Source organism: Leptothoe sp. LEGE 181152 (assembly GCF_032906605.1).
In the GTDB taxonomy this organism is placed as follows: domain Bacteria; phylum Cyanobacteriota; class Cyanobacteriia; order Phormidesmidales; family Phormidesmidaceae; genus Leptothoe; species Leptothoe turfae.
In genome coordinates this window covers 1-21398 of the sequence record NZ_JASATU010000068.1, presented here as the reverse complement: position 1 = coordinate 21398, position 21398 = coordinate 1, and the positions used below count along the sequence as shown (strand labels likewise).

Below are 21398 nucleotides of genomic sequence, written 5' to 3'. Positions count from 1 at the left end.
GATGGGTCCACATCCCAGAGGGCGCATGGCCATGCGCCCCTACGGGGGAATCTTCTCACGTTGACTTCACGCTAATCTCGCTGCGTAACTCCAATCGAAACTCCTGAGCTTTCTCGCCATCAGGAATTTCTCTGGCGAGTCGATCAACAAAAGCAGGCGGATTCAAGTTGGGATAATCCACTAACGTATCTTCCACAATCATGCTGGCCATCGGCCCAATACATTGAGCCAACACCTGACGGCAACGATCGATAAAGGCAAGATCTAAGGTTTGCTGACGTTGTTGAATTACCGTACTAATCTCCGGCATGGTATCACTTGATGCCAGAGCCTCGTCTGGGATACAAATGTGACTTAAAAAGACCGTAGCCTGGTCAGCATCAGATATTTGCCCGACAAGAATATCAACAATCTCCTGGGGCGTAGCGTTCGGGTGATCTTCCAGCGTTTCTTCGATCACCATATCGGCAATGGGACCAATGCAGCGGCTCAGTTCATCACGACACTGGGCAATAAAGGATGGATCGGGCGAAATACGCTCAGGTTGCTCAGGCATCTCTGCTGGCAAAGTAGAAGCTGGCTTCGGATTAAGCGTTTTACTAAAGCCGACAGGCAATAAAGGAGCCAACTGCTCAAATACCGCTTGGGCCGACTGAAATCTATCCTGGGGTTGCTGTCGGGTCATTGTCGCTAAAACGTCCCCCAGCAGCGGGCTAATTTCTGCATGGGGTCGCCAGTCCATATCCAGCGTATGGACATCCATTAGATCGCGAGGATGTTTCCCGGTCAGTAGCACCAGTGCCGTCACTCCCAACGCATACAAATCACTGGAGGGAGTACATTTTCCAAACATCTGCTCCGGTGGAGAATAGCCAAATTTACCCACAGCGGTGACAGCTTTTTGTAGATTCTCGTTCTGGGTAGGGCTCTCTGACAATGAGTCAGACATGGTGTTGTTGACTAGGCCAAAGTCAATCAATACGGGCAGGTTGCGATCGCGGGAATACATCACATTCTCAGGTGAAATATCGCGGTGCATAATATTGAGACTGTGCAGATAGTCCAATACCCGCAGCATATGGGCCAGCCAGAAGACAACTTCACCTTCAGTAAACAGCTTGGACTGTTTCTTACGCCGTTGCAACAGCTTTAGATAGGTAACCCCATCAATATATTCCTGGACGATAAACAGTCGCTTAGCCTGGGTAAAACAGGCCATAAACTTAGGAATTTGCGGATGATCGATGCTATGGAGGGTTTTGGCCTCCCGCTGAAATAACTCAATCGCTTTTTGCAAAAATTTTCCCTGTTTTTGCACCGGTCGCAATTCTTTGAGCACACACAGTTCGCCAAACCGCTGGGTATCTTCCACCAGGTAAGAGAAACCAAAACCCCCTTGACCCAGCATGCGCTTGATCGCGTAGCGCCCCCCAATTTTAGTGCCTTCTGTCAGGACGGGCGTTTTTTTTGCCGTCTGTTTAGACGCCGTCTGTTTAGATTCTTGATGGGTCCAATGTTTTGTCTTATCAGGATCGGGAGCAGACTTGGCTACCGCCGCCGTGTCGATACCTGCCACATTAATGTGGTAAACCGTAATCGGCTCTTTAATATTTTTTAGTTTGAGCGGCCCAGCAAACTCTGCATCCAGCGACAGGCGGACTTTAACCAAATCGTACATCAGTTTAGATAAGCAGATACCACCGGGTTTAGCCTGAGTTTGTAGGCGAGCAGCAATATTCACGCTGTTGCCCATCACGTCTGAATTATTAAAGAAGACGTCTCCCATGTGAATACCAATGCGATGGGAGAGACTATCGGTCTGCTTCTCTTGAGCGTAAAAAGCTTTTTGGATTGCGATCGCACAGCTCACCGCCTGCACTGCGCTAACAAAATACATCAACAAGCCATCGCCAGTAGATTTGAGAACCTGGCCCTCAAATTCTGTGCATTGCTCTGCCATCAACGCTAAGTCACGTTGAATCAGCTGTAATGTATTTTCCTCATCAACTGACATGCGGGCACTAAAGCCAACCGCATCAGTAACAACAATAGCGGCTAGTGCACGCTGTCCTCGGCTAGGGGTAGGAAGATCGCTGGACATGGACGTAAGGGCGTTATAAAAACGTCACATTCTTGAACAACTGAAATCAATGGTTTGTGCATTGTCTAAGGATTCTACACAGATGACATTAAACAAAAATGAATTACTTAATGCCATGGAACATCACAACTCCATAACCTTCACCAAAAGGTCGAGTTTTTTCTGATGAACCCCTCTGTAACACCTTAGAAACCGTACATCCATACAAAAAATCAACGAATAAAACTGATTCCATATCTACGCTTTCATTTTTTGACAACCTGGTCAGTCAAAGCCGCCAATTCAATCACAAAGCTTAATCCCACAGAGCTGCTTAGTAGGCACAACTTTATAGTTACGGACATTCATCCACTATCACTATTAGTAATTGGTGCCTGATTCCTGACGTCCGATCTAAATCAGAGTTAGCCGCCTACATTGATGCCCATTTAACTTAGACAAGGTTTAGCGATAGCATCTAAAGATTGACGTTTTTTAATTGACCCACTTTAGTGCAAACAGCAACCCCAAAGGGCATACCACATATGGACACACAGAACCTGATCCGAATTATCGACACCGCCTGGGAAAACCGTAGTTCGATTAATTCCAGCACATCAGGCGAAACCCGTGATGCCATCGAATATGTAGTTAACGGCCTCGATAGCGGTCAGTATCGCGTCTGTGAAAAGTCAGGCGATGACTGGGTCGTCAACCAATGGCTGAAAAAGGCTGTACTCATGTCCTTCCGCCTCAATGACTCCACCGTTATTTCCAGCGGTCTAAAATACGCTGACATGGGAGACGCCCCCTGGTTTGATAAGGTGCCTTCTAAGTTTTCCGGCTGGACCCAGGAAAAGTATGCCGAAGCTGGGTTTCGAGCCGTACCCAACTGCGTTGTGCGACGGGGGTCCTATGTGGCCAGTAATGTGGTGCTAATGCCCAGCTTTACTAATATCGGTGCCTATGTGGACAGTGGCACCATGATCGATAGCTATGTCACCGTCGGCTCCTGCGCCCAAATCGGTAAAAATTGCCATATTTCAGCAGGTGTGGTCATTGGTGGTGTACTAGAACCCCTGCAAGCGAACCCGGTCATTATTGAAGACAATGTGTTTGTCGGTGGCCAGAGCGAGGTTTCCGAAGGCGTTATTGTTAGAGAAGGGGCGGTGCTGGCCATTGGTGTGTACTTGAGTCAGTCCACTAAAATTGTTAACCGGGCCACAGGCGAAGTGACCTACGGTGAAATTCCTCCTTACTCTGTTGTTGTCCCTGGGGCATTGCCTGGCAAGCCTCTGGCAGATGGTACTCCTGGACCTAGCCTATATTGCAATGTGATTGTTAAGACTGTGGATGATAAGACCCGGTCTAAGACATCCATCAATGACCTGTTGCGGGATTAGTTCCCTCATCCCCCAGCCTCTTCTCCCCAGGGAGAAGGGGAGTAAGAGCAATATATCTTTTGCAGATAGCAAAGCTACGTTCTCAAAGTCCCTCTCCCTGGGGAGCTACCGTGTATACATAAGTCGGAGAGCTGGCTCTAGATTTCGAGCCCTCATCCCCCAGCCCCTTACTCCCTGAGGGAGAAGGGGGGCCTGGCCTCAAAGTCCTTCGCCCCCAGGGAGAAGGATTTAGGATGAGGGCCAATTCAAGGCTATGTCTACCTTTTGGGAAATTATTTTCTAGATGTGTATACACAGTAGCCCCAGGGAGAGGGATTTAGGGTGAAGGCAAAATCCAAGGACACAAAGTCCTTTTAGTCACCACGTTCCATCCACAGCGTTCCACAAATCTCCTCGCTTCTCCAACTCCATCATCCATAGGAATTCCCATGTCTCTGTTGCCTTTCGACCAAAAGGAAGGATATCTGTGGCTTAACGGCAAAACTGTTGTCTGGAAAGATGCCACTATCCATCCCCTCACCCACGGCCTCCACTACGCCAGTAGCGTTTTCGAAGGTGTCCGTATCTACAATGGCAAAGCCTTTTTGCTCAGCGAACACATCGAACGGCTGCATCAGTCCGCCAAAATTCTAGGCTTTAAAATTCCCTATTCTACGGATGACATCATTACTGCCACCCACGACTTGCTGGCTAAAGAAAAGATTGATGTCGGCTACATTCGTCACTTTGCCTGGCGCGGCAGTGAGCAGCTACGGATCTATACACCGACCCCATCAACCCGTCTTGGCATTGCCGCCTGGGCATTTCCCACTACTCTGTTTAACATCGAAACCAAAAAAACCTTAAAACTGACTAGCCGTATCACCTGGCGGAAGCCTGATCCAACAACTGCACCGACAGTCAGCAAAGCGGCCTGTCTCTATCCCATCTGCTTTATGAGCAAACATGAGGCAATACAACAGGGGTTTGATGATGCCCTGATGCTAGACTACCGTGGGCTGATCGCTGAATCCACCGCATCCAATGTATTTCTGATTATGGATGGGGCTGTACACACACCAATACCGGACTGTTTCCTGGATGGGATTACTCGCCAAACCATCATCAAACTGGCCAAGCAGTTGGGCATTGAAGTGATAGAACGGCATATTAAACCCGAAGAACTTGCCCAGACCCAGGAGGTCTTTTTGACCGGGACAACCTGTGAGATTGAGTCCATTAGCCAGATTGATGAGCAACGGTTTGAGGCGTTTGGTCCGATCACGATGCGTTTGATTGCGGCCTATCGGGACTTTGTTACAAAGCAAACAGCGGCAAACAGTTAGTCGATCAGGACTTTGTTACAAAGCAAACAGCAGCAAACAGTTAGTCGATCAGGACTTTGTTACAAAGCAAACAGCGGCAAACAGTTAGTCGGTTTTGTACAATGCTGAAAACAAACGAATTCCCATGATCGCTAGCACTACCGTCACGACTCCCGTTTTCGATCCCGTCAAAGTCACCCAAGAACTGATTCGCTGTCCCAGCGTCACGCCCGATCGCGAGGGTGGTCTCGATGTGGTGCAACGTCATCTAGAACAGCTTGGGTTTACCTGCCACCGTATGACATTCCACAATGAGCCTGGCAGTTACGAAGTCGATAACCTTTACGCCCGCTATGGCACTGAAGGTCCTAACCTGGCTTTTGCTGGCCATACCGATGTTGTACCTGAGGGCAATCGGGAGCGCTGGGGAGATATTGATCCCTATGCAGGAGAGATTCGAGACGGTATTTTGTGGGGACGAGGTACTGTCGATATGAAGGCAGGTATCGGCTGCTTTATTGCGGCTGTTTCATACTGGTTAGCGAAGGACAAAGACAGTTTTAAAGGGTCTTTTAGTTTTATTATTACTGGCGACGAAGAACACGAGGCGATCAACGGCACCAAGCCAGTGATGAAATGGTTGGCAGCGCAGGGTGAGAAAATTGATGCCTGTGTGGTGGGGGAACCGACTAACCCGTTGGAGATGGGAGACTGTGTTCACATTGGTCGTCGGGGCAGTATCAACACCTTTATTACGGTAAAGGGTAAACAGGGGCATGTGGCCTATCAGCGCAATGTGCTGAACCCGGTACCTGCTGCAGTGGCAATGGTGACAGCGCTGCAAAATATAACATTGGATGAGGGCAATGAGTGGTTTGAGCCATCCAACTTGGAGATGACCCAGTTTGAGACGGCACAATGTGCAGAGAATGTGATTCCGGCTGAGGTGAAACTACGGTTCAATATTCGCTTTAATGATGAACAAACTGGAGACGGGCTACAGCAGCTCATTCGTGAAACGGTTGATCCCATCGCTCGCGAGCATGGAAACGAGTACGACATTCGCTTCCGGGTGAGTGGTGAAGCGTTTCGTACTGATCCGAACGATGATTTTGTTGCCTTGGTGCAAGATGCAGTTGAAGAGATTGCCAACCGTCGTCCAAGACTGAGTACAGAGGGTGGGATCACCGATGCTCGTTATCTCGTACCTCACTGTGTGACGGTGGAATATGGCCCTCTGGACAATACGATGCATCAGATTGGTGAGCATATTCCCATCGCCCATATTTATGAGCTACACCAAGTTTATGAGCGAATTATCGACAAGTTCTTTGAGGGTTGAGAAATACCCAAATCAACATATGTGTCAACACCTTTCAGGTTCTGGCTTTCCACCAGTGGCATAGCCACTAGTAGCTGTCCTATGATAGGAAGCAAATCACTTTTGATTGAGGCAACGCCAATGACATTAACAACGGCTCCCCCAATCCCTGAAGAAAATCGCCTACTTTTCAAAGGCTTGACTTGGCGTGAATTCAAAGTGGTTGAGCAACTCCTTGAGCAGCCAGGGTATCGAATTTCGTTTCTAGATGGCACCTTAGAGATACAGCAAATGCCTGGAGAACCCCATGAAACCATCAAAAAGCGAATCGCAGCCCTACTGGAACTATACTTGCTGATGGCTGGGTTTGACTTTAAGCCAACTGGCTCTATGACATTAGAAAACGAAGCCAGAAATGTTAAACGAGAAGCTGATGAGTCGTATAAACTGACGCCTAGTAGCCAACGTCCAGACTTAGCTATCGAAATAGTTTTCTCTAGCGGTGGCATTGACAAACTAGAAGCTTACAAACGCCTTAAAATTTCTGAGGTTTGGTTTTGGGAAGATGGAGTTCTCAAGCTTTATCATTTACGAGATAATAACGATGAAGCCTACTATGAAAAAATCAGCGTTAGTAAAGCTGTTCCAGAGATGGATTTAGATTTATTTTGTCGCTGTATTCTCATCGACAACCATGTTGAGGCACTCAAAACTTTTCAGGCAGGTTTATCAGCGTAGTGCAGAAGATAACTATAATCGTTTGCCTTTAAATCTCATCTTGACACCATTAGCTGGAGCTAGGGTGACACCCCGACGTTTGGGTGTTTCAGGTGTTTGATCAACACACTCCAGCTGATAATGTGCAACCATGGTTGCCAACACCAATTTCATTTATGGTTACGCAAGCTCTAGGATTCTGATAGACGCTTGACCTTTGCTCCAGCCAGACGTGTGTGGATTTCCATCAATCGCTGAGGGATAACATCCTGGTGAGGGCTGTGCTGAAGACAGCGACGCAGGTCTAAAGAGTTCACATTATCGGCACGGGAACCAGGAAACCAGTGGCTGGCACCGCCCAGTAGGTTATAGCGGGCAGCGGCGTATTCGGTCATATCGAAGGCATCCACTAGATTACCAAGCCAGAGAATGATGGGGATATTTAGATTGCCGGGGGTGTCGGCTGGTTTGGGTAGCCCCACATCCCAGGTTTTGTACCAGGTTTCGCCCAGGGCTGCGATCGCACTCTCCTCCAGCTTTTTTAGAATCGGTGGTAGTACCTCATCCGCCTGATCTATCAATGGCAGTACCTTCACGTGCTCATCAAAATCGCTAGGCTTAGCAGCCCCCAGGCTTAAAGTATGCACCTGGGAATGGCTCAGACAAAACAGGTCGTTAAACACCATTGGGCTCAGCGGTGCGCACAGGTCCACCAGCTTGGGTGGTGGTGCATACAGATGGCCGCCTTTATCCGATGGACTGATGATAAACACACCCACATCGTGCTTTTGGGCCGCTTCAATGGCAGGCCAATTATTTTGAAAAATGTAGTACCAGTGCAGGTTCATATAGTCGAACTGCCCGGTATTCACCGTGTCGACAATGACATCGGTGGGGCCATGGGTGGAAAAACCGACGTAGCGCACTCGACCCTGGCGTTGAAGTTCACGCACAACCTCCATGCAGCCGCCCGGACGTAGTGTGCAGTCCAGCAGTTCGTGGGTATTAATGCCGTGGATACCCAACAGGTCTACATAGTCTAGCTGTAGGTTTTTGATGGACTTATTAAAGGTGGCGAGGAATTCTTTAGGATTTTCGCGGGGTGTAACTTTGGTTTGAACGATGATGCGATCGCGATCAAACGTCGGCAATACTTTACCTAACTGGATTTCTGATGTGCCATAGCCACGGGCAGTTTCAATATGATTGATACCTAGCTCAATCGCACAGTGGATTGTCGCATCGAGGTTTTGTTGATTTTTTTCTGGAATCATCCATTGCGGGACATCTTTCCAGGAGTGCTGATACCGCATGCCGCCGCAGGAGAACACCGGCATTTGCAGTTCTGTGCGTCCAAATCGACGATATTGCATTCGTTTGCTGTGACATTGTTCATTGATTAGTATGCAAGATTTAAGTCGATTCTGCCGTTGATGTAACGGATAACCTCGTAGGGGCTGGCCTTGTGCCAGTCCTGCATCGCAATCGCCTCATCACAATTGTGCTATGAGCATCGAGCCAATTTGTGAAGCATAGATTATACAGGGCACCCACAAGGGGATGCCCCTACACCTCAATTATTCAATTCGTAAATTGTTGGGGTTTACCAATGCAAACCAACCTACATTGTCCGAACCGACGCTTTCCCATCAATCACTTCACCGATTAACACCTCATCGGCTAAGCCAACAAACAAACCATTCTCCAAAACACCAGGAATGTTGTTAACGGTCTTCTCCAGCTCAGCAGGGTTATCAATGCCGGTAAACTTCACATCCAGCACCATGTTCCCCTGGTCAGTAATCACCGGACCATCCTTATTCACACCCATACGTAACTCAGGCGTACCACCCAATGCCGTCAACGCACGAGTGACAGGCGCAACTGCCATGGGTAGAACTTCTACTGGCAAAGCAAAGGTGGAACCTAATTTATCAACCAGCTTAGAGCTATCAACCACAACCACAAAGCGCTCGGCCAAGCCATCCACAACCTTCTCGCGAGTGTGGGCGGCACCACCACCCTTGATCAGGTTCTGCTGAGGATCAACTTCATCTGCACCATCAATGGCAATGTCAATGCGAGGCGCTTCATCCAGCGTAGTTAGCGGAATACCATGCTTTTTAGCCAGTACTGACGCCTGAAACGAAGTGGGAATACCCACAACGTCAGTAAGTTCACCAGCCGCCAAACGCTCGCCAATAAACTGAATGGCAAATGCAGTGGTGGAACCCGTGCCCAGACCCACAATTGAGCCAGATTTTACCTGGGCAGCAGCGGCGCGACCCACTTCTTGCTTCATTAACTTAACTGGGTCCATATCTCCCATGGTGTGATAACTCCTCTACTTGTCTTTAAAGACGATGTTGCTGAGGCTAACCTAAATCAATCTGAAAAAGACTGATGGCTATTACCATGGATAACTCATGGCTCAATCAGCAACCGCTCATCTTCGGGATCTAGCATGACGGAAATCGGGTCGGCTGCATAGACAATGGATGCGCAAATAGGGACATCCATGGGTCATCTACCTTGTCACCAAAAGGTCGGTAAATATCTGGAATTACCCCCACTACCATTTACCACCTGTGACTGTTAAAAACGCGCAAAACTACTGACGCGCCTAAGCTTAATACCTTATCGCTCTACCCTACAGACATTTACTGACCCTAGACTTTAGTCAACATTGATGCGGAGTCAGACCAACTTCTATGTAGTTGCACCTACACACTTTAGGATGTAGCAATATGAAATTTTTATCTCGCGCCCTATCGAGACGCCATAAACCGCTGCGATGGCTTTTGGCTCCCCTGATTTGCCTACTGATAATAGCGCCTACACCAGCCTTCACCCAGGAACTAACCCTAAGCCAGAAAGTTCTGAATATGGAACTGATGCTGGAGTCAGAATATGAAACGTATTTTGGTGAAGATCTAGCTGAGGTGACTCAATCACCAGAAGAAATTGCGATCGCATTAGCTCGGGTTGGAGAAGAAACCGGAACATCCCCCGCTGTTTTATGGGCCATGCCACGAGAAGATCACCTGCACCTGGTGCTGATTATGCCTAATGGTGAGCCCATTGTGCGTGATTTGTATGACGTCCCTAAAGACCTGCTGGCAAAAACCACGGAGCAATTTCATCGGCATATCAGTCGCCCCTCCGGCAATGCTTATATGCCAGCAGCTCGTAAGCTATACGACTGGATAATTGGCCCCTATGAGGATGAGTTTCTCACCCCGGCTGGCATCAATACTCTGTTGGTGTGTTCTGGAGATGGGCTCAGGGGGCTGGCCTTACCCGCACTCTATGATGGTGAACAATTTTTGGTGGAGAAATACAATACCGCTAGTATTCCTGCCTTCAACCTGATCGATACCGACTATGACGCCATTGAACCCGGCAACTTGTTAGCGGTGGGAGCCTCTGAATTTCAGGATTTGTCTCCACTACCTGCGGTACCGGTTGAACTGTCAAATATTGCCTGGCAGCTACGGACGGCTGAGGGTAGCGATCGCAACTGGCAAGACCGTTCCCTCCTCAACCAAAGCTTTACCCTGGAGAATTTTAATACCTTACTCAGTCGTCAATCCTACGACATTGTTCATTTGGCCACCCATGCCGAATTTAAGCCCGGCAAACCAGAGAACTCTTACATCCAACTATGGGACCAGCGACTCACCCTGGAGGATGTGAACAACTTAGACTGGCAGCTGCCCAACTTAGAGCTTTTGGTGTTGAGTGCCTGTGAAACAGCCGTAGGCGATAGCAATGCTGAGCTAGGTTTTGCGGGACTAGCCCTAAGATCCGGAGTTAAGTCAGCCGTAGCTAGCCTTTGGGATGTTAGTGATTTAGGCACATTGGCCTTGATGAGTGAGTTTTATCACCAGATCCCCCAAACAGCCACTAAGGCTGAAGCACTACGCCAGGCTCAGCTGGCACTACTCAAGGATCAAACTGACGCTGTTGATCTCAGCCAACTACAAAAATCATATGGAGAGAAAGCCCTGGCTAATGAAAGCTTAGGCTCATTATCTCATCCATTTTACTGGGCCGGATTCACCATGATTAGCAGTCCCTGGTAATGCCAGAGCCCCCCTGTCTCAAGTTCTTACCTTGGGGCAGGCAGGGCTTTCACTGGCTACAGCACAATCTTGCAAACAAGGCTGCTGATAGGCGTCTTCTGTCTCCAGCGGCGGCGGCGTTTGGCCAAATACCATGTCGCAGCTGAGATCCTCAAAATTAGGTGTCATGGTCAGAGGAATACCAAACTTTTCAGTAAAAAACTGCTGTGTGGGTAGTTTGCACATGTTGACACACATGCCCACACAGCCACTTTGTTCTAAATAACGACACTTTTCGATGTGAACCGCACTTTTTTGCTGCCGTTTTTCACCAGAGGCGGTTGTGACCTCAGCCAGCTGCACCGTGCAAGGACCCACTAGCCATTCAAATAGCTGGGTGGCAAACCAGGCATTGAGTTCACACACCAACTGGGTAGGCGAGAAAAACGTACGAATCCCCCACAGGACCGGTGCTGGCACCAATGACTGCAAAACGACAGCAACCAGCTGCTGTTGCTGTTGCGAACTGCGACCTTGCATAATCTTTTGCGAGAGTTCTACAAAGCCGTCATAGCCAGACCGACTGCTACATTCACCAACGGCTTTAGACATTTTGCTAGCAAACAGACGAATAAAAAGCTGGTCAAAAAAAGAATCGTGGTAGGTCGTTTTTTCCACTGCTAGATTTTGCATGAGTTGGGCCGTGCGTCTTGTCTAGTAATAGCAAACAACCACCCCTGCTGTCTTAGGCAGAGATGGTTGTTGTAGTGCTTGGGATATGAGTCCGTGCCTCGGCATTCGCCAGTCACGACTCTACCCATCCTCAATTTTTAGCTGGAAGCAGTACTAGTTCTTATTGCGCACTCCACGATTGTGGCGAATGAGGTCATGGAACGTAGCATCTTCAGAGAGCTCTGAAGGGCTCGATACCTGATGATTTGGATCAAAAGTTGTTCTAGCTTGGGCAGCAGACGTCACAGCAGTCGCTGCAATCAAAACGGTCAAAACATATAAAAAAGAGCGTTTCATGAGTCAAGATCCTTATAAGTAAGATGCCTATTACCGATGGGTAGGTAGATCGGTAAATCCCCTCCATCAGCAACGACATCAGATGATTTATTTACTTGACTAAAATCATGATCTATGAATCTGAATTATTCCTGATACGGATCTGAATAAGTCTTAAGCATCACCATAGCTGGCTAAGTATCCTGGACTCCCATCTCTGAATATCGCCCATGAGCAAGCAATTTGAGCTAGATCACGTTTTTATTTTGACCAACAAAATAGGAGCCCCCGAGGCCGACAAACTGATGGAATTTGGCTTGGTAGAAGGCCCACCCAATATCCATCCAGGGCAAGTAGAAAACCAAGGACAAACTATGGACTTTTGCCACCATCTGCCATTGCGGCTGTGTTGGTAACCATCAGATACTTGACTGTCAGGTAAATGACCACCATGCCTAGCCAAAGGGCAGAGGTAAGCTGACGCAGGTAATTGGCTTGCCATAGGGTAATCAGGCCGAGAGCAATACCATTGGCTATTAAGACGGGCCAACGGGCCTGCATCGGAAATGGCCGAATCGGTTCAAGGCTTTGGGGATATAGCTGAATATTGGCAGCTGTATTAAAAAAGAACTGACTCATGAGAAAAATTACCATGCCCAGCACCAGATGTTGCCAGGCCAGATAAAACCCAATGAGTTCCATGGCAACCGTAATTAGGGTGACGCCATAGAAGATGACTACACGACGATCGGCCAGGGAAACCTGATAGACATTGTGAAGATCAACCCAAGCCATGCGCCCTTGGTCGATACATATGAGGATGAGGGCAACAGCAATGGTAGGGCTACCCGTAGTCAGATTGGCTGTTGGCAACAAGAGGTAGTACCAGCCAATACCGCCAGCGGCAATCCAAAACAAAACAACTATGGCCCGCGTAGGCCAGGGTCCTAAAGCAGCTTGCATTGACCCTGGTGACGCATCAGATGATCGCACAGCACCAGAGCCATCATGGCCTCCACCATGGGTACCGCCCGAGGCAATACACAGGGGTCGTGGCGACCGCGACCGGACAGTGTGGTCTCATTGCCCTGCTGGTCTACGGTTTTTTGCTCTTTGAGAATAGTGGCTGTAGGCTTAAAGGCTACGCGAATAATGATGTTTTCGCCGTTGGAAATTCCCCCTTGGGTACCACCAGAGCGATTGGTGCGGGTGCGAATATTGCCGTCAGCGTCAGTGTAGAACTCGTCATTGTGCTGACTGCCGGTGAGAAAGGTACCGGCAAACCCGGAGCCCAGTTCAAACCCTTTGCTGGCAGGCAAGGACATCATACCCTTGGCGAGGTCGGCTTCAAGTTTGTCAAAAACGGGGGACCCAAGACCTTTTGGCACTTTGCGGGCCACACACTCCACTGCGCCACCAATGGAATCGCCGTCTTTGCGCACCCGATCAATGCGGGCAATCATTTCATCGGCAAAGTCAGGATTCGGACAGCGGACAATATTGCTTTCCACCTGTTCCAGGGTGACGCTATCGGGGTCGATGGGGGCCTCTATGTCCTGAATCCGTTTGACGTAGCCAACAATTTCGATGCCAGCCACCTGACGGAGAATTTTTTTTGCGATCGCACCCGCCGCTACCCGACCAATGGTTTCCCGCGCAGAAGAACGACCGCCTCCCTGATAATTACGAATCCCATACTTAGCATCGTAGGTAGCATCCGCATGGGAAGGACGATATTTCGTTGCCATTTCCCCATAGTCCTGGGGACGCTGATCTTTGTTACGCACCAAGATTGTAATGGGTGTGCCTAAGGTCTGGCCCTGAAATACCCCAGAAACAATCTCGCAGGTATCCGTCTCCTTACGGGGTGTGGTGATTTTGCTCTGGCCTGGCCGTCGTCGATCCAGATCCACCTGAATTTCTTCAGCAGAAATTTTTAACTGAGGTGGACAACCATCAATAACAACACCCACACCACCGCCATGGGACTCGCCAAACGTAGTAATGCGGAATAGGTGACCGAAGGTATTGCCCATAGGTTTCAAGAAAGGTGTTTGAAAGCCTTTCAATCCTACCGTAGGACGCCCCTCTGAGGACGGTCCATTGCCATTGACTAACGCAACCGCCAGTACTCAACCAACGTCATATCATGATCCATCTTCATCACATTACGCGGGTTGATGGCCGTGCCTTTGAAATAGACACCGTAGTGTAGATGAGGCCCAGAAGAACGACCAGTATTACCTAGATACCCCAGCACATCACCGCGCTTGACCCTAGCCCCAGACGCCACAGCGACCTTTGACATGTGGGCATACAGAGTCTCGTAGCCGTAGCCATGCTTGACGGTGACGGTATTACCGTAGCCACCATAGTACTCAGCCCGGCCTACCACACCTTCCGCAGTAGCCACAATAGGGGTGCCATAGGGGCCAACAAAATCTGTGCCCTCATGGGTTTCATAGGAAGAACCCCCAAAGGGATTACGACGCAACCCAAACTCAGACGAAATATCAATCGGGCCGCCAATGGGAACTCCATCTGGGTAGGCGGCTATCTTCGCTTCTTCTTCAGCAAGCGTTTCTTCCAACGCAGGCTTAATGCTGTCATCCAAAAGATCACTCAGCTTAGGCAGCTTTTGGCTAGCTTTCTCATAGAGCTCAACACCATCAACGGTCACAGCTTCCCCACCTCGGGGAATACCGTCATCTGACACACTATTCTGGTTACTCAACTCAGGCAACCCAGCTCGCTCTTTTAGATTTTCAATTTCAGAATCTAACGTATTCAGATCAGTTAGAACCTGATGAGCCTGATCCGTAAGCTGCCGGTTTTGATCCGCCAGCTGAACATTACTCTGAAAAAGAGAAAAAATAACAGCCCCCAGCCAACCTAAGGGCACCCCAAGCAGGACAAATGCAGCGATCATTCCGGCAAGTGGGGTAAACGTAATCGTAACGGGAGTCTGCCCAGTACGAGTAACTAAAACTGTGTAACTTTTCAGCAATTGCCGACGCATAGGCATTGAACTTAAGCGCTTAAACCGAAAAATATTAGCTATTTAGCCAATATTTTGGAACGCTGTACCAATCTGTACGATAAACAGCCTGATTATACGGGGATCACATCAAGAAAACGAAAAACAATTTGAAGAAACGTATAAAGTAGGGAAAGAACATAAGTAAAACTTAATAGTTCACTTTACCTTCATAACTTAATCTGTCCGGACTAACGTTCATTTTTTTCAAACAGGGGCAGATTAACCACTTGGTAGAGTTTGTAGCTACAGTTTTCCGCAGTTCGGCATCACTATAACAGCCAGCAGTTTTTTTCAGCGCAGTTTTAAGAGGAGCTATGTCAACAAAAAGGTCAGACACCATCACCTGGTTAGATGTGAACAGTTGGCAGTTCAACCTGGCAGGGCGTTCCCTGCTAGTAGATCCATGGTTAATAGGAGACCTGGTTTTTAACAACGCAGGCTGGTTGATTCGTGGCATTAGACCCCGACCAATCCCCATTCCCCAACAAGTAGACCTATTACTGCTTTCCCAGGGCCTAGCTGATCATGCCCATCCAGAAACGTTGGCAGCACTCGATAAATCAATTCCAGTAGTTGCTTCAGCCGCTGCCGCCAAAGTAGCCAAAGAGAAAGGGTTTACCGATGTCATCAACCTGCCCCCTGGGCAAAGCCATCGTCTCGGTGATGATTTACTCATTGAGGCCTTACCAGGAGCCCCCATTGGTCCTCTCACCCAAGAAAATGCTTATATCATCACTGTCTTAGATACAGGGCTGCGCCTATACTATGAGCCCCACGGCTATCCTGACGTTGCCCTGGCTACGCGTCCTCCGGTCGATGTGGCTATTACCCCCCTGGTGAGTTTGACATTACCCGTACTCGGTCCTGTTATTCGGGGCGGAGAGGGTGCCCTAGAACTAGCCCAAAAGGCAAAACCCCAGTGGCTATTGCCCACAGCCGATGGTGGCGATGTGGGCTATGAAGGACTACTGGCTAAATTTTTAACGGCATCTGGAGGGGCAGATGTGGTGCGATCTCAACTCGCTAACGCCAATCTTTCCACAGAGGTTAAAACCCTACGCCCCATGGAAGCTCTCACCCTAGATCTAAAACCTCAGAAACCGGCAGCGGCGGAAACCGTTTAGTCGCTCCTCTCCGCTTTCCACTCGCTCAAGCCTTCATGACCCATCCCATCACGATCAAGTTTAAAAAACTCAACCCTGAAGCCGTAATTCCCGGCTATGCCCACCCCGGTGATGCTGGTGCAGATTTAGTGGCCATCGGCGCTCACACGCTGCAACCACTCCAGCGGTTAGCCATTCCCACCGGTCTAGCCGCAGAAATCCCCCAGGGATATGAAATGCAGGTGAGACCCAAAAGCAGCTTGGCCCTTAAATACGGCATTACAGTACTCAACACACCGGGTACCGTCGATGCCGGGTATCGTGGAGAAATCAAGGTAATTCTGATCAACCTGGGACAGTCTGCGTTTGCGATTAACCCAGGTCAGCGCATTGCCCAGATCATTATTGCCCCAGTGCTTCAAGCTGAGTTTGTAGAGACAGCGCAGTTAAACGACTCCCAACGCGGTGAAGGTGGGTTTGGGTCAACCGGGACAACCTATGGATAAATAGTTTTGAATAAAGAACCAATAACTAATAACTAAATTAAAAGTCATCCAATACATCCGGATCAATATCCTCATCCTCCAAAATGTCAGTCAACGATGACGGATTGGCATCACCAGGCTTAGGGTTGGGCGGTGTTATTTTTTCGATGATACTGTTGGGTGCCAGGGACCCGTTGCCATTGGATGAACTGCCATTGCTAGCCACAGGTGGAGGACTGCCCCCCAAAGCCTCACTCAATTTTGGTCCGTAGGCTTCTCCCGCCAGAAAATGTCGACGAATTTGAAAAATTCTGAACTCTAGCTCGTCAATGGCATTACGAGCCAGCACTTGCGCCTCTTCTTTAGAAACCTCATCCTCATAGGCCCAGGGTAAATAATAGGCCTTAAGAGCTCGAATTACGGACTCTCGCATATTCACCATTTTGTTGTCGCGCAAATGATTAACAATACGACCTTCAACGGTGTCGGGGTCGGAGCTAATACTAAAAGAAACACGCTTTCTGGAAGGAGGGTTTTCGTTCTTCGGTGTACTTTTCTTTTTAGCCACGACTCCTCCCTACAGCGAGTTTTTGGAATTTTAGCGCGAGCCACTTCGCGCCGCCATAGCAGTCACAGAATCGTAGCTGATCAATATCTGTCTCCAGGTCTAAATTGGCCGCAACTTCTTCTTGCAAATCTTCCAACCAATTCACCGTACAGAATGTGGAGCGTTCTTCAAAGTACTCTTCTAACTCATCCCGCAGCTGGGCCGCTGTTCCACCACTGACTAGCACCTCATAGTTGGGGACACTGACAGCGGCCAACCACTCATTCAGACGATATCGCACCAGCTCCCAATAATAAGAATTTGCCTTTTCTCGACGCTCAGCCAGGGGATATCCCTTTCTAGGGCGATTGGGAAAAACCACGCGGGCTGAATTGTTGATCAACGCATCATAGAGAAATGGATCGTCCGAATTACAGGGCAGGTCTTGGGCAACAGCCTTCAAAAGCTGTTGATAGCCAAGACGCTCGGTGTTACTGGGTTCTCCCTGGGGTGGACGCCCCCCGTTAAACAACAAAAAGCTCAGGTCTCGATGGCCAAACATCAGCACCACAAAGGTTTTCTTAGAGCGTTCTTTTTGTTGCGATCGCTGCACTTTACGCCACTGCACTAATCCCGCCGCCTCAGGTAACACCTTAACGTTGCCAAACTCCAGAAAGATGTCTTGGCCACGATAGGTGAACATCTTATGACCTAAAATTTCACTGGTCAGGGCCTTATAATCAGTCAAATATTCGTTAAAGGGAAGAGCAATTCCCACATCCAGGGTGATCCGTTCTAACTCATGCTGGTGGGCAAACTCACCAATTATCCCGAGGGCACGAATATGGGCTAAGGCACTTTTAGGCAAGCTACTTGTCGCTTTATTGGGACGCCCCTGGGCATCAATACCAAGGGCATAGGCTGGCGTTTCTGGATCAAGCTGCAGATAGCTAATCGACTCTAGACCTGAACCTATCTGCTCCCCCTGGGCCTCAATAATGGTCAACTCAGACGGAGGCATATCTGCCACCAGGGGAGGACACTGATAGGAGTAAAACCGTTCACCATCATTAAGAACGGCCTTGGTGCCAGAACTACCTAAATCGATAAAACACTGATATTGAGCCATGGGGATACGGGCAAAGATATGCCGAGTAGTACGTTAGTACGCTTATTCTAGTGGATTCATTTTAATCGAACGGGCGCTGACAATATATCGCAATCGATACGTTTTGTTGGTAGCGTGCCCAGGCACACAACCATATCAGCAGCGTCAGGCAAACCTGAGTGACGTAGCTAACAGGATTTTAGATTAAGCACTATAAGCACTATATGTAGCGCTCAACTTGAATTTCGAGTACTAGAAGGCAATATGATACCTGCCATAGGCATTTTTGTGAAGTGATTTTCTGCTCTGAAATTTAGTCGGCTTGGGGCATAGGCAACTTATAGAGTAAGTTAGCTAAAATTCCTTGAATACTCTCATGGGAATAGACAGCTTCTGAATGAGCCTTTAAACCTGGTTGCTGAAAAGAAGGGCGCTCTCCATTTATCTGTCCCCACTCCACCGCCACTTGGCGAGAAAACTCATATAGTATCTGGGGCTGCTCAACAATATCAGTCACAATTACTTGCAGTGCCACCAGCGGAGTATCTAAGTATTTACCCACTCTCACATCGGTTTTAACCCAACGCTGCAAACAAGGCTGCAATGCCCCGTCTGGATCGTTTAAGCATTGTTCAATACATTCATTAATGGCCGCTAGCGCTCGTAAAGGGCGCGGTACCATCGCCTGGCTGCCCTTGAGAAACGAGCCTCCCTCGCGACCAATGGCTTCACCTAGACTAAATTTACGCTCTGCTCGAATTTCGCGTTGTAAGCCTGGAGGTAAGGGGTTTTCAGAAACAGTCATCAGACCAGCACTAGGATATCTAAAATCACCGTATCAGAATCACGCTAGTATCCTCACGGTGGTTCATAATAACGGAACCTTATACGCATCTTGCTTAGTTCATGGTCGGTGATAATGGCGAGCTCAGCCCCAGAACCTACATCCCCGATTTGTCGCCTTCGGCGGAGGTCCACAAAGATCACTTTATTGTGTGTGGTTTGGGCAGCTTAGGTCAGCAGATTATTCTGAATTTGACCAAGTTTAGTTTTGATTCCTTTGAGGTCCAAATCGCCGGCATTGATCGGGCTCCGGTAACAGAGTGGGAAGTGGAGAACCTACCGGATATGCTCAGCCAGGTACCGATTGTGGGAGACTGTCGCCGCGACCATGTGCTACAGGAAGCTGGCATTGAGCAATGCCGTGCCATCTTAATTGTCACAAGCGATGAAAGCACCAACGTACAAACCGCGATCGCAGTACGACGATTAAATCCCCAAGTCCACATTATTGTGCGTTCGTCCCGCCATGGCCTCAATCAGTTACTCAATCGTCAGCTGGGTCGGTTCGTTGCCTTGGATGCGACGGAACTGCCAGCCATGACCTTTGCCCTGGCTGGGTTAGAGGACAATACCCTCAGTGTCTTTAATATTGATACGTTTCAGTTTCGGGTGGTGGAGCGGCAGATTACTGCCAGGGACCCGCAATATTGCAATATGCCAGTGCATCGGCTCCATCGCCAGCAAGTGCGACTGCTAAATTTAAAGCCCTTTAGCAATCCCCATCAGCCCATTGGTTGGGCAACCACAGCATCATCCATGTTTCATCGTTGGCAGCCCCATGTACGGGTACAGGCTGGCGACCAGGTTGCGTATGTGGAGGTGAAAACCCTCACCCACAGCCAGATTGAGCATATGCCTACACGGTCAGGGCCATGGTCAAAGTTACGCCAGGGCATTGGGGATGTGATCGATGGTGAATGGCGGAGGCGACTGTGGGGGTTTTGGCACAGTGCCAATCAGCAATCGTTGCGTCGAGTGGTTGCGATCGCACTCACCACCGCCCTAGTTCTCTGGACTACGGGCACTCTGCTGCTATATTTCAACATTCCCACCATCAGCTTTACCAAAGCCATTGTCTTAGGAGCCATTCTTATTCTCGGTGGCTATGGCGATGTCTTCGGCGGCTTTGAAGACAGCGGTGCCCAAGGGTGGGTGCTACTGACCTGTCTGCTCATTGCCACAGTCAGTTTATTGATGGTGATCGGTGTTTTGGGTTTATTGGCAGACCAGCTACTCAGTTCTCGCTTTGAATTTCTACAGCGTCGCCCCAAAGTACCTAAGAAAAACCATGTCATTGTGGTCGGGCTGGGACGGGTGGGCAAACGAGTGGTCCGCATTTTGCAGGATCTACGCCAGCCTCTAGTGGCCATCACCCATCATTTAGACAGCCCGGCTTTGCGTAATCAAATTCCCCTACTAGAGGGACCCATGCTGCAACAGCTGCAAGAGGCCCATCTGTCCACAGCCCGGAGCGTCATCGCGGTCACTGATGATCCGGTCCTCAACCTTGAGGTGGCACTACTGGCAGCAGAAGCTCTAGAAAATGAGAAACGACCGTTTACACCGGTCATTCGTACCCTGAGCCAGTTATTTAGCGACAATATTAAAGCGTTTTTACCCCAGGCCCGCTCGTTTTCAGTCTATGCCCTATCGGCAGAAGCCTTTGCCGGGGCTGCCTTTGGAGAAAATATTTTAGGTCTGTTTAGGCTTAATCAACAGACGATTCTGATTACGGAATATGCCATCGAGTATGGCGATACCCTTAATGGAAAACCCTTGGCAGAGATTGCCTATGGCTATGGTGTTGTTCCGATCTTGTTGCGTCAGCGTCAGCCTAGTAAACAGTATCAAGACTATCCAATGCCCTCGGATGATTTACGAGTGCATCTCGGAGATAAGCTGTATGTACTCTCCTCCATCAATGGATTACGCCGTATAGAACGAGGAGAAATGACCCCCCCCCGTCAGTGGCTGTTAGAAGTAGATTCCCCCCTAAATCCCACCATGCTGTCAGAAGCCGGTAGCCTGCTAGCAAAGCTATCCAATGTGCAGCTAGACAAGTGTCGCCAACTGATGAAAACTCTCCCCAATACGCTACAGCTGTCCCTTTATGATTACCAGGCCCATCGCCTGATGCAAGAACTAAAACGATGCGTTCCCATTCGCCTCTCGCCTCTCAAGTAGGAGGTATTGATTAAGGTTAGTAGGAGAGTGATCTGAATTTTGTATAAACGCGGTTTGTTTAGAGATTGGACTTTTAACAAAAAAAGAGGCAAGAGCTTCTATCTCTGCCGATTGCAGAGTGTGTTGTCACCGGGCAACATGAGTGCAAGCAATCAACGTTAAGCTGCTTTTTTCTTCTTTTTCAGTCTAGC

The 21398-nt window shown here is 48.9% G+C and carries 20 protein-coding genes; 9 read left to right on the top strand and 11 right to left on the bottom strand.

The genetic code is table 11. The features are described 5' to 3' along the window. Positions 1-55: 55 nt before the first annotated feature. Positions 56-2101, bottom strand: a complete 2046-nt coding sequence (locus tag QGP82_RS33830; protein WP_499062236.1) for a DUF8082 domain-containing protein — start codon at positions 2099-2101, stop codon at positions 56-58. A 524-nt stretch (positions 2102-2625) separates the two neighbouring features. Between QGP82_RS33830 and dapD the strand changes: the two genes are divergently transcribed. The 4 genes from dapD to QGP82_RS33810 all read left to right on the top strand — a co-directional run bounded on the left by dapD (position 2626) and on the right by QGP82_RS33810 (position 6846). After that, positions 2626-3483 (top strand): 2,3,4,5-tetrahydropyridine-2,6-dicarboxylate N-succinyltransferase, encoded by an 858-nt coding sequence (gene dapD, locus QGP82_RS33825; RefSeq protein WP_499062235.1) that lies wholly within the window; start codon positions 2626-2628, stop codon positions 3481-3483. Positions 3484-3911: 428 nt separating this feature from the next. Next, positions 3912-4808 carry a branched-chain-amino-acid transaminase gene (gene ilvE, locus QGP82_RS33820; RefSeq protein WP_499062234.1) on the top strand — a complete coding sequence of 299 codons (897 nt, stop codon included), beginning with the start codon at positions 3912-3914 and terminating at the stop codon, positions 4806-4808. A gap of 124 nt (positions 4809-4932) precedes the next feature. Continuing rightward, a complete protein-coding gene (gene dapE / locus QGP82_RS33815) occupies positions 4933-6129 on the top strand; it encodes a succinyl-diaminopimelate desuccinylase (RefSeq protein WP_499062233.1) in 1197 nt (398 codons plus the stop codon). Positions 6130-6249: 120 nt separating this feature from the next. Then, positions 6250-6846: a Uma2 family endonuclease gene (locus tag QGP82_RS33810; RefSeq protein WP_499062232.1), complete on the top strand. Its 597-nt coding sequence runs from the start codon at positions 6250-6252 to the stop codon at positions 6844-6846. A 170-nt stretch (positions 6847-7016) separates the two neighbouring features. On the opposite strand, the gene QGP82_RS33805 is transcribed toward QGP82_RS33810, so the two are convergent. After that, positions 7017-8198, bottom strand: a complete 1182-nt coding sequence (locus QGP82_RS33805) for an aldo/keto reductase (RefSeq protein WP_499062231.1) — start codon at positions 8196-8198, stop codon at positions 7017-7019. Between the two features lie 248 nt (positions 8199-8446). Further along, entirely contained in the window at positions 8447-9154 is a 708-nt protein-coding gene (gene rpiA / locus QGP82_RS33800; protein ID WP_006515046.1) for a ribose-5-phosphate isomerase RpiA, read from the bottom strand. Between the two features lie 418 nt (positions 9155-9572). Here rpiA and QGP82_RS33795 point away from each other — a divergent pair, with 418 nt between their 5' ends. Then, positions 9573-10910, top strand: coding sequence for a CHAT domain-containing protein (locus QGP82_RS33795; protein WP_499062230.1), 1338 nt, complete (start codon positions 9573-9575; stop codon positions 10908-10910). Positions 10911-10928: 18 nt separating this feature from the next. On the opposite strand, the gene QGP82_RS33790 is transcribed toward QGP82_RS33795, so the two are convergent. Together QGP82_RS33790 and QGP82_RS33785 are read right to left on the bottom strand one after the other, a co-directional pair. Next, the gene (locus tag QGP82_RS33790; RefSeq protein ID WP_499062229.1) at positions 10929-11582 is read right to left on the bottom strand and encodes a DUF4033 domain-containing protein; all 654 of its coding nucleotides are present in this window, start codon (positions 11580-11582) and stop codon (positions 10929-10931) included. Between the two features lie 153 nt (positions 11583-11735). Continuing rightward, positions 11736-11918, bottom strand: coding sequence for a hypothetical protein (locus QGP82_RS33785; protein ID WP_499062228.1), 183 nt, complete (start codon positions 11916-11918; stop codon positions 11736-11738). Between the two features lie 209 nt (positions 11919-12127). Between QGP82_RS33785 and QGP82_RS33780 the strand changes: the two genes are divergently transcribed. Beyond that, the gene (locus tag QGP82_RS33780) at positions 12128-12313 is read left to right on the top strand and encodes a hypothetical protein (RefSeq protein WP_499062227.1); all 186 of its coding nucleotides are present in this window, start codon (positions 12128-12130) and stop codon (positions 12311-12313) included. Here QGP82_RS33780 and QGP82_RS33775 read toward each other — a convergent pair. The 3 genes from QGP82_RS33775 to QGP82_RS33765 all read right to left on the bottom strand — a co-directional run bounded on the left by QGP82_RS33775 (position 12270) and on the right by QGP82_RS33765 (position 14916). Beyond that, positions 12270-12860: a hypothetical protein gene (locus tag QGP82_RS33775; protein WP_499062226.1), complete on the bottom strand. Its 591-nt coding sequence runs from the start codon at positions 12858-12860 to the stop codon at positions 12270-12272. The genes QGP82_RS33780 and QGP82_RS33775 overlap by 44 nt on opposite strands. After that, complete coding sequence (aroC, locus tag QGP82_RS33770) at positions 12845-13933, bottom strand: chorismate synthase (protein WP_163660878.1); 1089 nt, start codon at positions 13931-13933, stop codon at positions 12845-12847. The genes QGP82_RS33775 and aroC overlap by 16 nt, the downstream gene beginning before the upstream one ends. 77 nt (positions 13934-14010) lie before the next feature. After that, positions 14011-14916, bottom strand: coding sequence for a peptidoglycan DD-metalloendopeptidase family protein (locus QGP82_RS33765; protein WP_499062224.1), 906 nt, complete (start codon positions 14914-14916; stop codon positions 14011-14013). A gap of 335 nt (positions 14917-15251) precedes the next feature. Between QGP82_RS33765 and QGP82_RS33760 the strand changes: the two genes are divergently transcribed. Together QGP82_RS33760 and dut are read left to right on the top strand one after the other, a co-directional pair. Continuing rightward, positions 15252-16061, top strand: a complete 810-nt coding sequence (locus QGP82_RS33760; RefSeq protein WP_499062223.1) for an MBL fold metallo-hydrolase — start codon at positions 15252-15254, stop codon at positions 16059-16061. A 47-nt stretch (positions 16062-16108) separates the two neighbouring features. Next, the gene (gene dut / locus QGP82_RS33755) at positions 16109-16546 is read left to right on the top strand and encodes a dUTP diphosphatase (RefSeq protein ID WP_490793554.1); all 438 of its coding nucleotides are present in this window, start codon (positions 16109-16111) and stop codon (positions 16544-16546) included. A gap of 37 nt (positions 16547-16583) precedes the next feature. On the opposite strand, the gene QGP82_RS33750 is transcribed toward dut, so the two are convergent. The 3 genes from QGP82_RS33750 to QGP82_RS33740 all read right to left on the bottom strand — a co-directional run bounded on the left by QGP82_RS33750 (position 16584) and on the right by QGP82_RS33740 (position 18985). Continuing rightward, the gene (locus QGP82_RS33750) at positions 16584-17093 is read right to left on the bottom strand and encodes a hypothetical protein (protein WP_499062222.1); all 510 of its coding nucleotides are present in this window, start codon (positions 17091-17093) and stop codon (positions 16584-16586) included. Next, a complete protein-coding gene (locus QGP82_RS33745) occupies positions 17086-18201 on the bottom strand; it encodes a ParM/StbA family protein (RefSeq protein WP_499062221.1) in 1116 nt (371 codons plus the stop codon). The genes QGP82_RS33750 and QGP82_RS33745 overlap by 8 nt, the downstream gene beginning before the upstream one ends. Before the next feature lie 292 nt (positions 18202-18493). Continuing rightward, entirely contained in the window at positions 18494-18985 is a 492-nt protein-coding gene (locus QGP82_RS33740) for a hypothetical protein (protein ID WP_163660868.1), read from the bottom strand. 101 nt (positions 18986-19086) lie between these two features. On the opposite strand from QGP82_RS33740, the gene QGP82_RS33735 reads away from it, so the two are divergent. Continuing rightward, positions 19087-21207, top strand: a complete 2121-nt coding sequence (locus QGP82_RS33735) for a potassium channel family protein (RefSeq protein WP_163702758.1) — start codon at positions 19087-19089, stop codon at positions 21205-21207. The last annotated feature ends 191 nt before the right edge of the window (positions 21208-21398 follow it).

Bases quoted from the DNA above. Each gene is read 5' to 3' on its own strand.
- QGP82_RS33830 (WP_499062236.1), bottom strand. From the start codon at position 2,101: ATGTCCAGCGATCTTCCTACCCCTAGCCGAGGACAGCGTGCACTAGCC.
- dapD (WP_499062235.1), top strand. From the start codon at position 2,626: ATGGACACACAGAACCTGATCCGAATTATCGACACCGCCTGGGAAAAC.
- ilvE (WP_499062234.1), top strand. From the start codon at position 3,912: ATGTCTCTGTTGCCTTTCGACCAAAAGGAAGGATATCTGTGGCTTAAC.
- dapE (WP_499062233.1), top strand. From the start codon at position 4,933: ATGATCGCTAGCACTACCGTCACGACTCCCGTTTTCGATCCCGTCAAA.
- QGP82_RS33810 (WP_499062232.1), top strand. From the start codon at position 6,250: ATGACATTAACAACGGCTCCCCCAATCCCTGAAGAAAATCGCCTACTT.
- QGP82_RS33805 (WP_499062231.1), bottom strand. From the start codon at position 8,198: ATGCAATATCGTCGATTTGGACGCACAGAACTGCAAATGCCGGTGTTC.
- rpiA (WP_006515046.1), bottom strand. From the start codon at position 9,154: ATGGGAGATATGGACCCAGTTAAGTTAATGAAGCAAGAAGTGGGTCGC.
- QGP82_RS33795 (WP_499062230.1), top strand. From the start codon at position 9,573: ATGAAATTTTTATCTCGCGCCCTATCGAGACGCCATAAACCGCTGCGA.
- QGP82_RS33790 (WP_499062229.1), bottom strand. From the start codon at position 11,582: ATGCAAAATCTAGCAGTGGAAAAAACGACCTACCACGATTCTTTTTTT.
- QGP82_RS33785 (WP_499062228.1), bottom strand. From the start codon at position 11,918: ATGAAACGCTCTTTTTTATATGTTTTGACCGTTTTGATTGCAGCGACT.
- QGP82_RS33780 (WP_499062227.1), top strand. From the start codon at position 12,128: ATGAGCAAGCAATTTGAGCTAGATCACGTTTTTATTTTGACCAACAAA.
- QGP82_RS33775 (WP_499062226.1), bottom strand. From the start codon at position 12,860: ATGCAAGCTGCTTTAGGACCCTGGCCTACGCGGGCCATAGTTGTTTTG.
- aroC (WP_163660878.1), bottom strand. From the start codon at position 13,933: ATGGGCAATACCTTCGGTCACCTATTCCGCATTACTACGTTTGGCGAG.
- QGP82_RS33765 (WP_499062224.1), bottom strand. From the start codon at position 14,916: ATGCGTCGGCAATTGCTGAAAAGTTACACAGTTTTAGTTACTCGTACT.
- QGP82_RS33760 (WP_499062223.1), top strand. From the start codon at position 15,252: ATGTCAACAAAAAGGTCAGACACCATCACCTGGTTAGATGTGAACAGT.
- QGP82_RS33745 (WP_499062221.1), bottom strand. From the start codon at position 18,201: ATGGCTCAATATCAGTGTTTTATCGATTTAGGTAGTTCTGGCACCAAG.
- QGP82_RS33740 (WP_163660868.1), bottom strand. From the start codon at position 18,985: ATGACTGTTTCTGAAAACCCCTTACCTCCAGGCTTACAACGCGAAATT.
- QGP82_RS33735 (WP_163702758.1), top strand. From the start codon at position 19,087: ATGGTCGGTGATAATGGCGAGCTCAGCCCCAGAACCTACATCCCCGAT.